Origin of the sequence: Paraburkholderia sp. RAU6.4a (genome assembly GCF_050435625.1) — a bacterium.
In the GTDB taxonomy this organism is placed as follows: domain Bacteria; phylum Pseudomonadota; class Gammaproteobacteria; order Burkholderiales; family Burkholderiaceae; genus Paraburkholderia; species Paraburkholderia tuberum.
Genome location: NZ_JBNDKQ010000002.1, coordinates 787673 through 799843 on the forward strand (window position 1 = coordinate 787673; position 12171 = coordinate 799843).

Genomic DNA, 12171 nt, shown 5'->3' on the forward strand with positions numbered 1-12171 from the left:
AAAAGCCGCGATTCGGCATCAATGTGCCAAGATGAAGTTGCGAACGTTCATCGACACCAGCGAAAGGGGAAGTCCATGCCTATTGTCACTATCGGAATCGATCTTGCCAAGAACGTTTTCGCCGTTCACGGCGTAGACGAGGCCGGCAAAGCGATGCTGATCAAGCCGCGTGTTCCGCGCGATCAGTTGGCTACGTTGATCGCACAGTTGCCAGCGTGCCTGATTGGCATGGAAGCGTGCTCGGGCGCACACCACTGGGCCCGACTGTTCCAGCAGCACGGCCATACGGTCAAGCTCATGGCGCCCAACCTTGTCGCGCCATATCGCATGTCCGGCAAGCGCGGCAAGAATGACGCGGCGGACGCTGCTGCGATCTGCGAAGCCGTGACGCGTCCAAGCATGCGTTTCGTGCCGTTGAAGGATGAACATCAGCAGGCGACGCTTTGCCTGCACCGGACGCGACAAGGCTTTGTAGAAGAGAGGACCGCGACCTACAACCGGTTGCGAGGCCTGCTCTCGGAATTCGGCGTGGTGCTGCCACAGAGCCCGGAGAAACTGCGCAGGTACATCACGGAACATCTGGACTCGTTGCCAGGGTGGGCGAAGCGCAGCATCAGCGATCTGCTTGAGCATGCTGGCCATATTGAGAATCGCCTGCTCGAATACGACCGTGCAATCGCCGAGATCGCGCGTGCAGATGCGCGCAGCAGGAGGTTAATGCAATTGCGCGGCATCGGCCCAACTACGGCAAGCGCGTTGCTCGCGAGTATCGGTGCCGGGCACGACTTCAGAAATGGCCGGCAGGTAGCAGCCTAGATCGGACTCACGCCGGGTCAATACAGCAGTGGAGGCAAGGCGCGGCTGGGCGGCATCACGAAGGCAGGCGACCCGTATCTGCGCGGCCTGCTGGTCAACGGCGCCCGTGCCGTTATTGCCAGTCTCGGCGAGAAACAGGATCGCTTCAGCCGGTGGATCCGAACCCTGGTCGAGCGCCGGGGCTATTGGCGGGCCGCCATCGCGATTGCCGCAAAGAACGCGAGATTGGCGTGGGCCTCGCTGAAATATGGCGAGGACTTCGAGCTCGAACCTGCGGCAGACTGAATTCGATTCGAGCCTGTCGATCTACCCACGCCTGGACTTGAGCACGGACATCATGAGCACATAGAAACGATCACTTTGCACTGCCAGCGGTGATGTGAAGCGGGTTGGACCCGCGCGGGGCGTACCTGGCTAGCACGGCGGGGATATCCATTCCCGGCTAGAGAATGAGGCCCCTGCGCGCGTCTTTCATCAGGGTCCGGGCCATCGGCCCAACATGACCGGTTGTAGAACCGCAGTCCTTCACCTTCTCACATGCACTAGCGCGGCATTGCAGCATGTATCAACAGCGGACCTCGATTGAGCTTGTGCTCAACGGGGAAGCCCTTGTAGAAGCCCTTATAGGGTGTTAGGCACTTTTTGTCGGACCTGGTAGGCAGTATGACTTCCTGCGGGACAGAGGCTGGCCTGCCGCAACGGAATCAAACGCGGGTTAGCATTGCTGTCAGAGCCGCACGGTGCGGACGTGCCGCACCCGGCGATTTCCGACGCGGAGGCCAGCATGGAGCACGAAAGCACTCTTTACGTGGGTCTTGATGTTCATAAGGATTCGATCACGGTCGCCTATGCCATTGGTTCGGGCGAGGTTGAACTGCTCGGCAAGATCGGTACTACGCAGGCCGACGTGGAACGGTTGTGCAAGAGACTGCAATCTAAAGCGCGATGCGTCAGCATCGTCTACGAAGCCGGTCCGTGCGGATATGGGCTTTACCGGCAGCTTGTCCAGAAAGAATTCCAGTGCATGGTCTGCGCGCCCTCGCTGATTCCCCGCAAGCCAGGTGAGCACATCAAGACTGACAGACGTGATGCCGTCAAGCTCGTCCGATCGCTGCGTGCCGGCGACCTGTCGGCCGTATACGTCCCCAGCATCGACGATGAAGCATTCCGGGATCTGGCCCGCGCATGGGTGATTGCCAAGGACGACCTCAAGCGTGCACGGCAACGGGTAAAAGCCTTTCTGCTGTCGCACGGCTTGCGCTACACCGGCTCTGCCGACTGGGGGCCGGCGCACCGACGCTGGCTGAGCGCATACAGCTTCGACAGTGCGTGGCAGCAGTTTGCGTTTGAAGAGCTACGTCGCGCGATCGAAGACCGGCTCGCCCAATGTGACCGGCTGGAGTCCGCGCTGCGTGAGGCAGTCGTCAACTGGCGCTTCTATCCCGCCGTCCTGGGCCTGCAGGCAATGCGCGGTGTCCAGTTCACCACGGCAGTGGGCATGCTCGCCGAGCTGGGCGATCTCTCACGCTTCGTGCACCCACGCCAGTTGATGGCGTGGCTCGGGGTGACGCCGTCCGAGCACTCATCGGGCGGCAAGCGTCGTCAGGGCAGCATCACTAAAAGCGGCAACAGTTATGCAAGAAAGCTGCTAGTTGAAGCTGCATGGAGCTATCGCCACCCTGCGCGTGTGAGCCCCGATATTCAGCGTCGTCACGAAGGTCTGCCTAAACCGATTGTAGATCGAGCCTGGGACGCACAGGTGCGCTTGTGCCGACGCTATCGCAAACTCGTCGCGCGCGGCAAGCAGAAGAATATCGCCGTAGTCGCAGTTGCCCGTGAACTCAGCGGATTCATCTGGGACATCTGCCGGCTCTCCTTGTCGCTGGCCATACCGCGCGAGACACAGATGCCATGATGTACAGCAATGCCCTGCGTCTGCATCCACCGTAACGACACGTGCAGGAGTTTCCTGAAGGCGGCGTAGCCCGGCACACGAGTAACCCGCGACCAGGGTAGGCAACGGATCTCATCCGAATTGCGGTGGTAGGTAGCGGAAGGCTCATTGGGCGGACATCTGTAATGCGGTAGCCAATCCGCGGATATCAGCTTGATCCACCGTCGAGATTTACTGCTACGTCGCCCTCAGGAAATTCAAACATCGAAAACACAGAACCGATCATATTGACACGAGAAGTCATATCATCCTGGCAGGATGAAAAAACGCAGGCCATACCCAACGGATGTTTCGGACGAAGAATGGTACTTCGCCGCTCCGTACCTGACCTTGATGAACAGGGACGCACCGCAACGCCGTTACGAACTGCGCGAGATGTTCAACGCGCTGCGCTGGATCGTACGCGCGGGTGCACCATGGCGTTTGTTGCCAAATGACTTTCCGCCCTGGGAACTGGTCTACCAGCAGACGCAACGCTGGATTCAGGCCGGCTGTTTCGAGGCTACCCGTTCACCACCGTGGTTGTTCATGCAACCGATGCTGATAGATGGGGTACCTCCCCGGAACGCTTTCCGGCGCACTGCGCATACTGCATCAGGCTGGCTCCACGCCGGCGGATAGAAGAAGGTCGGGACGCCATGTCCCACGCGCGCGACAACCGGCTTCACGTTTGCCCAGGCAGTGCCAGGGAGGTGCGCAGAATCGGACGTGTCATGGCAAGCACGGCTACACGAATGCCGCCTGCATGGTGGCAGGCGCAATAACCCACGCGCCCGCCACCCCGTACCAGCGTATCGCGCTTCGCAGCGTCAAGGGGGCCGCTGACGCCAGGCTTCGCCTGCCCTTGACGCTTGCTACGCGCTTTCCTGACAAGCGACCTCGTAAACTTGATGACGTCTCAGGAGGGATCTGTGCAAACCGGGCCTTGACAATTACTTACCCTTCATAGAAGAAGGTGGTGAGATGCTGGTTCTTCTCACGAGCGCAACAGCGACTTCAGACCAAACAAACGGAGACAGGTTATGAAAATTCTGGCATAGGCGATCTTGACAGAGCTTCGCTCATAGAAGCGTGATCCACCGTCGAGACGTACTGCTACGTCGCCCTCAGCAAATTCCGCATAACCTGCCATTTGGAAACTGAAAAAACAATCCCGATTGACACACGGAGTCATATCAGCAACCAGTTGCGTCGCAGTCACGCCGTCGGCCTCGGGTTCCGGGTTGCAGATCACGAGCCTTGCCAATCCCAATACGGCGATTCAGCTAAACTCCGGCACGAGCGTATCGACCGCGCTTGCCGCTCCCGCCCAGCCCGCGAACTACCTGGTCAACCTGCAAGCCTCGCTGACAGATTCATCTTGTTGCTGGCCTGAACCACATTGCCGAGTACCACCGAACCCACGCGCGCCGGATCGAGCTTGGCGCGCGACAGCGTCTCACGCACCACCACCGCACCCAGGTCGGTCGCGGGGATGCTTTTCAACGCGCCATTGATGCCCCGATCGCGGTACGGACCGGGTGACATAAAACAATTTCAGATTTACTCATCATTTCATCACCATCCGCTTATGCGGCAGCCGCCGGCCCGAACGGATGCGTGCCCACCGGATCGACGTGGACTAGTTTCTTGTTCACGAATTCGTCGAAACCCACTGCTGACAGTTCGCGTCCAAAGCCGGAGTTCTTGACCCCGCCAAACGGCAGTTGCGGCGCCGTACCGAACGGCCGGTTGACGAAAACCATCCCGCTCTCGATCCGGGAAGCGATCTCGCGACCATGCGCCGAATCGGCGGTAAGTACCGAGCCGCCCAAGCCATACGGGTTGTCGTTGGCCAGACGTACTGCGTGCGCTTCGTCATCGACCACGTAAAACGACACGACCGGCCCGAAAAATTCCTCGCGATACGCCGGATTGCTCTCCGTGATATTGGTGAGGATGGTCGGTTCGAGATAAAAGCCCGTCCTGTCGATACGCTTGCCTCCATGGGCGATTAACGCCCCGCCCGCTTCGGCACGCGCGATCTGGTCGAGCAGATTGTTGAGCGTACGCTCCGACGCGATCGGCCCCAGCACGGTATTCTCGTCCGAGGGATCACCAGGCTCGAGACCACTCATGGCCTTCTTGAGTTCCTGTAGGAACGCCTCGCCGCGTGCGCGACCCACCACGATGATGCGTTTCGTGCCAACGCAGCACTGCCCGCAATTGAACATGCGCCCGATCAGCGCGCTGCTGACAGCCCAATCCAGCGGAGCATCCTCAAGCACGATCAAAGGATCGCTACCGCCCAGTTCGAGCACCACTTTCTTCAGGTTACGTCCCGCGCGTTCGCCAACCGCCGCGCCGGCCCGCTCGCTGCCCGTGAGCGTGACCCCCCTGACGCGCGGATCGTCGATCATACGGCCCACGTCGTCAAGGGTCGCGAACACGTTGGTATATGCTCCGGCCGGCGCACCCGCTTCCTCGAATAGACGCGCAAACGCCAGTGCCGATTGCGGGACGCTTTCCGCGTGCTTGAGAATCAGGACGTTGCCGGCCATCAGCTGCGGCCCGGCCACCCGCGCGACCTGGTAATACGGGAAATTCCACGGCTCGATGCCCAACAGCACGCCGATCGGATGGGTCTGCACTTCGGCATTCGGCACATCGGCGAGCGGTTTGGGTTGCAGATAGTCTTCCGCACGCTCCGCGTAGTATTCGAGAATGCTCGCCGACAGATCGACTTCCGCTCGCGCTTCGAAAATGCGCTTGCCCATTTCCTGCGTGAGGATCTGCGCGTGTTCCTCGGCCCGCTCCCGCAAATTCGCGGCCGCCTTCTTCATGATCTCCGCGCGCGCCCCCACCGGCCGATGCCGCCAATCAGTTTCGAAAGTCTTGTGGGCGGTCTCCAGCACAGCGTCGATTTCCTGACTGGTTGCGAACGCAAATTCTTTTGTCAGCTTGCCGGTCGCCGGATTGACGGTCTGATATTGCATACGAAAACTCCTTCGGCACGAGGCCCTGATAGTGTCACCGGCAAAACGAATGCTCATCTCGCCCGGCTACGTAAATACCTAGATTCACGAGAAATATCGCAGCAAACCGAGGTCGGCACAATGTCGTTTCCTGCCTATTTACCGAGTCCAAAACTGACAGTCGAACCGAAGAGGAAATATAATCAGCGGGATCGCTGCCAGGAAAGAAACCATGCAAATCTCAAACTTCACCACCGCCATGCATGCGGATCCCGATGCGCCTACGCAAAATCTGCTTGGCCTGGCGGCACTGGCAGCCGAGTTGGCAGCCGAGGGGATATCGGTGAATGATTTGTTCGCTCGCACCGGGGCGGATGCGCGCCAGCTGGAAGATGATCAGGCGCGGATTTCACACCGCCAGCGCCTGTTGATTTACCGGAATGCATGCCGCCTGGCGCGCCGGCCCGACGTGGGCTTGCTGGCGGGCGCCCGCCAACGCATCAGCGATTTCGGTATCTATGGCTACGCGATGGTGAGCAGCGCCACCTTTGGCGATGCACTCAAATTCAGCCTCGATCATGTATCGATGGCTGGCGCCGTATTCGGTGTGAGCTACTCCGAGAAAGACGACACCGGCATCCTGCGCAGCCACGGCTACACGTCGCTCGGCGACCTGCTGCCGTTCGTGGCGGAATTCTGGCGCAGCTCGATCACCGCGCTGTTCAGCGCGGTGCTCGGCGCGCCGTTTCCCTCCAAGCGCATGGTTCTATCGTTCCCAGCCCCCGCTCACTGGCGCAACTGGGAACGCATGTTCAACTGCCCGGTCGAATTCGGGGCCGACCGCATGGAATGGCATTTCGACACCGCGGTGCTGGACCTGCCCTGCCCGAACGCCAACCCCATTACTGCGCGCATCTGCCAGCGGCTTTGCGAACGTGTGCTGGCGGAGCAGTCGGAAACCCAGGATCTCACCTACCGGATTCGTGCGGCGTGCCTCAACGCGACAGGCGCATTTCCGTCCGCCGAGGAAATGGCGGGCCGACTCGGCATGTCGGTCAGAACCCTGCATCGCAGGCTCGCCGCCGATGATTCGTCGTATCAGTCGATACTAGACGATGTGCGCCGCTCACTGGCCATCGAATTTCTGAAAAACACCAGTCTGTCCATCGAGTCCATCGCGGCCCGCATTGGATTCTCTGACGCCACCGCGTTCCGCAAATCCTTCCGGCGCTGGACCGGCGTTCCGCCCACCCACTATCGCGAAGAGTGACGCCTCACCCGGCACTCGCGTTTTCCAGCAGCACCTTCGCGGCCATCTTCGCTACGCGGACCAGCCCGGGATGCTTGCCTCCCTGGGTATTCACGGTCGCGCCCTGGAACAGCAACAGGAGTTGCTGGGCAACCCGCTTCGGTTCCGGACAACCCGCCTCGACTAACAGCTCCGTGAACACCCTCTCCAGATCGTCGATATAGCCTTCGCAGCTGCGCTCGATAGCGGCATGTCGGCCGTCGTATTCCGATTTTGCGTTAATGACGAAACAGCCGAACTTGTGTCCCGCTTGAAGCGTCATTTCCAGCCAGTCGAACACGGCCAGTGGACGCGCCAGGCGGTTGCGCACCTTCGCGGCATCGACGAACCCACGAATCTCCAACGCGGCGTTTTGCCGGTAATGCTCGATGGTGGCCTGGATCAGGTCTTCCTTCGAGGCAAAGTATTGATAAAGCGTCCGCTTCGAGATTCCGGTGCCCTTGAGCAGACTGTCGACGCCAGCCGCGTGGAAGCCATGTTCGTAAAAGACGCCGTATGCGCTGCGCACGATTTCGTCGCGCTTGCCAAGACCACTCGCCAGATTTTCCGCCGCTCTGTTCATTTCCACGCCCGCCATTTCAATATCGGTTGACAGTGTACACCGATCAGTATACCTCAAAGCGCGATGTAAACAGATCGGTTTACAAAGCCGTATCCACGGGTTTCCCACGTTTCCTGCTTACTCTTGATCCGGAGCTTTTAGATGAAAACCAAAGTGAATGGTTATGCCGTCGTCACTGGCGCCTCGGCCGGCATTGGCGCTTCCTACGCGGAGCACCTGGCGCAGCGCGGCTATGACCTGATCCTGATCGCGCGCCGCGCCGATCGCCTGAACAGTCTGGCTGCCGACATTACGAAAAATACCGGCCGCAAGGTGGAGACCATCGCGGCCGACCTCGCGAATCGCGCCGATCTACAGCGTGTCGAGGAACTGCTGCGTATCGACGCGCGCGTCTCGCTGCTCGTCAACAGCGCCGGCCTCGCCGCAGTCACCCCGCTGCTCGACTCGAAGGTCGACGAGATGAGCCAGATGGTGACGCTCAATATCGACACGCTGGTGCGTCTGACCTATGCAGTAGCCCCGAGCTTCGTCAAGCGCGGCAACGGCACCATCATCAATATCGCGTCAGCGGTGTCGATCGGACCGGAGCAACTGAATGGCGTGTATGGCGGCACCAAGGCATTCGTGCTGGCCTTCAGCCAATCGCTGAAACATGAACTCGCCGATAAGGGCGTACGCGTGCAGGCGGTCCTGCCGGGCGCCACTGCGACCGATATCTGGGCGAACGCCGGACTGCCGGTGGAAAATCTGCCGAAGGAGATGGTGATGTCGACGGATGCGATGGTCGAGGCCGCACTCGTCGGCCTCGATCTCGGCGAGTTCATGACCTCGCCCTCGTTGCCCGACATTGCCGAATGGGATGCGTTCGAAACCGCGCGCATCGCGCTTGCGGGAAAATTGTCGCGCGCCGAGCCCGCACAGCGTTATCACAAGACGACTGCCTGACGATTCGTCCGCTCACCAAGGTCTCCTCTTTCTTCATGCAGCCATGGCCGTGACGATCACCACGGCCCGAAACATCTACCGTGACAGTTTTGAACCTGCAATATCGGCGCGATCGGACATTGTGCGATGCGGGTGTGATGCGGGATAGTCTGCAGACGATCAGTTCGGCGCGGCGGGATCTTCCCACGCGCCGAACTGACGCAGAATCCCAACACGGAGACCCCACATGGCGTCCATCAAATACGCACGCGACGGTGCGGTAGGTGTAGTTTCGCTCGCAAAACCCCCGCAAAACCTGCTGGACGACGCGCTGATTGCCGATCTGATCAGCATTTATCGACAAGCGGTAGAAGAAGGTTGCCGTTCCATTCTTCTGCGCAGCGACATGCGTCACTTCTGCGCAGGTGCAGAACTACAGATGCTGCTCGATGGATCTGTCACGATACAACACGATCGGGAGCGTCTGTTCGAACTGTTCGACGTACTTGAGAACACACCGATCCCGACCGTGGCCGCGGTCCATGGCGGCGCACTCGGCGGCGGACTCGAGCTGGCCCTGACCTGCGACATAATTGTCGCCGCCGATACCGCCTACCTCGGCCAGGTCGAAAGCGTCGTGGGTCTGCTGCCGCTGCTGGGCGGTACCCAGCGGCTAGTGCAGCGCGCCGGCGTGGCGCGCGCCAAGGAAATCGCGATGATCGGCCGGCGCTACACCCCGCAGGCGTTCGAGCGCTGGGGCATCGTCAACCACGTGGTGCCGGAAGCCGAACTCCCGGAAGCATCGCTGTCACTCGCGCGTCAGCTCGCGGCCGCACCCACTGCGATCCTCAGGAACATCAAACGCCAGGCGAATCTGTGCGCCCAAGGCGGCATCGGTGCCGCCGACGCAGCGCAGATCGAAATCAATCTCGACGTATGGAAAGCCAAGGACCGTATCCGCGGCATCGAGGCGTTCTTCAAGACCGGCCCCGGCACCGCCGTATTCGAAGGAGATTGATCATGTCGGCACCGCTTCATGGACTCCGGGTGGTCGACTTCACCCGCGTATTGGCGGGTCCGCTCTGCACCAAGACCCTGCTCGATCTGGGCGCGGACGTGACCAAGATCGAACCTCCGTCCGGCGATGTCGGCCGGATGGGGATGCCGTTGATCGGCGACATGTCGGTCTACTACATCCAACAAAACGCCGGCAAGCGCAACCTCAGCCTCGACCTCAACTATGCCGAGGCTCGCGAGATCGTCGCGCAGCTTTGTGCGGAAGCCGACATCATCGTCGAGAATTTCCGGCCGGGCACGCTCGACCGTTTCGAGCTCGGCTACGAGCAGGTGCGCCAGTACAATCCGCGCGTGATTTACGCGTCCCTCAGCGGGTACGGCCAGACGACGTCGTGGAAGAACCGGCCCGCGTTCGCGCCGACCGTGCAGGCCGAATCGGGTCTCACTGACATCATCGAACAGCATTTCGGCGACGCGCTCAACGAGGCACGCAACGATGCCTGTAGTCATGCGGATGTCTACACTGGTATGCAAGGCGTGATTGGCATCCTCGCGGCCCTGCAGCATCGCAACCTGACCGGCGAAGGCCAGCACATCGATGTTTCGATGGCTGCCACCATGCTCGCGGTCAACGAGCGACTGGGCGCGCAACTCTCGGGCGTCGACACCGAAGGCGAGCCGACGATTCTCTCCGCAGCGGATTCGCATATTTATACCTTGCCGGACGGCACCCGTATCACCATCGCAGGCAGTCCTGTCTATACCCCGATGTTCATCCGCTATAGCGCGATGATGCGACGCAACGACCTCCGCAAGGACCCGCGCTACCAGACCGCGCTGCTGCGCCGCCAGCATCTGCAGACCCTCCTGGCCGAAATCAAGGCCTGGCTGGTCACCTTCGAGGATCTCGAACTCCTGCAGACACAAGTCAGCGAGGCCGGCCTCGCGATCGGTGTGATCCGCAGCGTCAACGAATTCGCGGAGATGGACTGGGTGTCCGAATGGGGCGCGCTGGTCAACGTCGACGATCGTTCGGGCAGCACCATCCGCATGCCCGGCGCCCCTTGGCATTTCAGCCAATCGACACTGCCCGGCCCCGGCATCCCCGCGTTTCAAGGCGAGCACAACGAAACGCTGTTGCGCGAGCAACACGTCAATGACGCCAGGATCGGCGAGCTCAAGGCGCGCGGCATCCTGCTCAGCCGACGCACCCCCTTGGGCGCTTTCGAATGATGATCAGCCTTCCGTTGGTAAGGAAACCGTTATGCATGAAGTGTTGAATCACACGCACGACGCCTCCGCACGAAGCTGGCTCGCTTCGGCGAATCAGACCGGATGCGCTTTCCCGATCCAGAACCTCGCGATCTGCGTGTTCCGACCGAAAGGCGAAAGCGTGCCCTATCGCGGCGGCGTGGCAATCGGCGACCAGATCGTCGATCTAAGTTTGCTATCCCAGGCAAACCTGGCAGACGATGCTGGCCGCGTGGCCATCGCCGCCGGCGCGGCGCCGCAACTGAACGAGCTGATGGCCCTGGGCCCTCACGCCTGGCGCGCGCTGCGGCACACACTGTTCGCGCTCTTGCACGATCAGGAAGGATCCGCTGTCGCGGAAGAGGTACGCCGCTGCCTGGTCCCGATCGACCAGGCGCTATTCAAGCTGCCGGTACAGATCGGTGACTACACCGATTACTACACTTCGATCGATCATGCGACCAATATCATGCGTCTGTTCGGGTCGGATGAGATCGGCGCGAACTTCCGCTGGCTGCCGCTCGCGTATCACGGGCGAGTCTCCAGCATCGATATCTCGGGACATACCTTCCGCCGGCCCATAGGGCAGGTGTTTCCTGCGGGCGGCACCGCACCCGAGGCCCGTCCGACCGCGAAGCTCGACTACGAGTTGGAGCTGGCCGTTTATATCGGACAGGGGAACCTGCGCGGCCAAGCGATTCCGCTCGATCAGGCGGAAGATCACGTGTTCGGTATCGGGCTGCTCAATGACTGGTCGGCACGCGACATCCAGTCATGGGAGATGAATCCGCTCGGCCCCTTCCTTGCGAAGAACTTCGCCACCACACTTTCGCCATGGATCGTCAGCATGGAAGCGCTCGCGCCATTCCGCAGCGCGCTGCCGCGTCGTGGCGAGGATCCTGCCTCACTGGCCTATCTCGACTCATCCCGCAATCGCGAATCGGGGGCGCTCGACATCCAGCTCGAAGTCTGGATGGAAACCGCGCATGCCCGCCGGGAAAATCTTCCGGCGACCCGGCTCTGCGCGACCAGCTTCCGCCATCAGTACTGGACCATCGCGCAAATGGTCACGCATCACACCATCAATGGCTGCAATCTCCGCCGCGGCGATCTGCTGGGTTCGGGCACTGTCTCGGGACCCGGTGCTCAGGAAGCCGGCGCGATGATGGAGCTCGCGCGTAACGGCGCAGCACCCGTGCGCCTGTCCTCGGGAGAGGATCGCGCCTTCGTGCAGGACGGCGATGCGATTACCTTGAAGGGTTACTGCGAACGCGCAGGTTTCGTGCGAATCGGCTTCGGCGAGAGCCGAGGCGAGGTAAGGCCCGCTCGTATGCTCGTCTGATTAGCTGTGCTGCGTGTCATTGACGACACGCATTCGCTGTAC

Annotated in this window: 9 protein-coding genes and 2 pseudogenes; 8 read left to right on the forward strand and 3 right to left on the reverse strand. The window is 60.8% G+C overall.

What is annotated here, in order from left to right; translation table 11 throughout:
* Positions 1–75 precede the first annotated feature (75 nt).
* From OKW40_RS08320 to OKW40_RS08330, 3 genes and pseudogenes are all read left to right on the forward strand, one after another.
* Positions 76–1101: pseudogene (locus tag OKW40_RS08320) on the forward strand (IS110 family transposase).
* A gap of 499 nt (positions 1102–1600) precedes the next feature.
* Complete coding sequence (locus OKW40_RS08325) at positions 1601–2731, forward strand: IS110 family transposase (protein ID WP_429489174.1); 1131 nt, start codon at positions 1601–1603, stop codon at positions 2729–2731.
* A 297-nt stretch (positions 2732–3028) separates the two neighbouring features.
* A pseudogene (locus OKW40_RS08330) lies at positions 3029–3274 on the forward strand (transposase); the annotation flags it as partial.
* An 825-nt stretch (positions 3275–4099) separates the two neighbouring features.
* Here the strand turns inward: OKW40_RS08330 and OKW40_RS08335 are convergent.
* Both OKW40_RS08335 and OKW40_RS08340 read right to left on the reverse strand, forming a co-directional pair.
* Complete coding sequence (locus tag OKW40_RS08335) at positions 4100–4297, reverse strand: hypothetical protein (protein WP_429489176.1); 198 nt, start codon at positions 4295–4297, stop codon at positions 4100–4102.
* A 41-nt stretch (positions 4298–4338) separates the two neighbouring features.
* Positions 4339–5745, reverse strand: coding sequence for an NAD-dependent succinate-semialdehyde dehydrogenase (locus tag OKW40_RS08340; protein WP_429354519.1), 1407 nt, complete (start codon positions 5743–5745; stop codon positions 4339–4341).
* Between the two features lie 211 nt (positions 5746–5956).
* Here OKW40_RS08340 and OKW40_RS08345 point away from each other — a divergent pair, with 211 nt between their 5' ends.
* Entirely contained in the window at positions 5957–6994 is a 1038-nt protein-coding gene (locus OKW40_RS08345) for an AraC family transcriptional regulator (protein WP_429489178.1), read from the forward strand.
* 4 nt (positions 6995–6998) lie between these two features.
* Here the strand turns inward: OKW40_RS08345 and OKW40_RS08350 are convergent, their stop codons facing one another.
* Positions 6999–7610 (reverse strand): TetR/AcrR family transcriptional regulator, encoded by a 612-nt coding sequence (locus OKW40_RS08350; RefSeq protein ID WP_429489180.1) that lies wholly within the window; start codon positions 7608–7610, stop codon positions 6999–7001.
* Between the two features lie 126 nt (positions 7611–7736).
* Here OKW40_RS08350 and OKW40_RS08355 point away from each other — a divergent pair, with 126 nt between their 5' ends.
* The 4 genes from OKW40_RS08355 (at position 7737) to fahA (ending at position 12129) form a co-directional block, all read left to right on the forward strand.
* The gene (locus OKW40_RS08355; RefSeq protein ID WP_429489182.1) at positions 7737–8540 is read left to right on the forward strand and encodes an SDR family NAD(P)-dependent oxidoreductase; all 804 of its coding nucleotides are present in this window, start codon (positions 7737–7739) and stop codon (positions 8538–8540) included.
* Positions 8541–8766: 226 nt separating this feature from the next.
* Positions 8767–9537, forward strand: a complete 771-nt coding sequence (locus tag OKW40_RS08360) for an enoyl-CoA hydratase/isomerase family protein (RefSeq protein ID WP_429489184.1) — start codon at positions 8767–8769, stop codon at positions 9535–9537.
* Positions 9538–9539: 2 nt separating this feature from the next.
* A complete protein-coding gene (locus OKW40_RS08365) occupies positions 9540–10769 on the forward strand; it encodes a CaiB/BaiF CoA transferase family protein (RefSeq protein WP_429489185.1) in 1230 nt (409 codons plus the stop codon).
* Between the two features lie 31 nt (positions 10770–10800).
* A complete protein-coding gene (gene fahA, locus OKW40_RS08370) occupies positions 10801–12129 on the forward strand; it encodes a fumarylacetoacetase (RefSeq protein ID WP_429491933.1) in 1329 nt (442 codons plus the stop codon).
* The last annotated feature ends 42 nt before the right edge of the window (positions 12130–12171 follow it).

Coding starts and splice junctions, on each gene's coding strand:
- OKW40_RS08325 (WP_429489174.1), top strand. CDS start 1,601: ATGGAGCACGAAAGCACTCTTTACGTGGGTCTTGATGTTCATAAGGAT.
- OKW40_RS08335 (WP_429489176.1), bottom strand. CDS start 4,297: ATGTCACCCGGTCCGTACCGCGATCGGGGCATCAATGGCGCGTTGAAA.
- OKW40_RS08340 (WP_429354519.1), bottom strand. CDS start 5,745: ATGCAATATCAGACCGTCAATCCGGCGACCGGCAAGCTGACAAAAGAA.
- OKW40_RS08345 (WP_429489178.1), top strand. CDS start 5,957: ATGCAAATCTCAAACTTCACCACCGCCATGCATGCGGATCCCGATGCG.
- OKW40_RS08350 (WP_429489180.1), bottom strand. CDS start 7,610: ATGGCGGGCGTGGAAATGAACAGAGCGGCGGAAAATCTGGCGAGTGGT.
- OKW40_RS08355 (WP_429489182.1), top strand. CDS start 7,737: ATGAAAACCAAAGTGAATGGTTATGCCGTCGTCACTGGCGCCTCGGCC.
- OKW40_RS08360 (WP_429489184.1), top strand. CDS start 8,767: ATGGCGTCCATCAAATACGCACGCGACGGTGCGGTAGGTGTAGTTTCG.
- OKW40_RS08365 (WP_429489185.1), top strand. CDS start 9,540: ATGTCGGCACCGCTTCATGGACTCCGGGTGGTCGACTTCACCCGCGTA.
- fahA (WP_429491933.1), top strand. CDS start 10,801: ATGCATGAAGTGTTGAATCACACGCACGACGCCTCCGCACGAAGCTGG.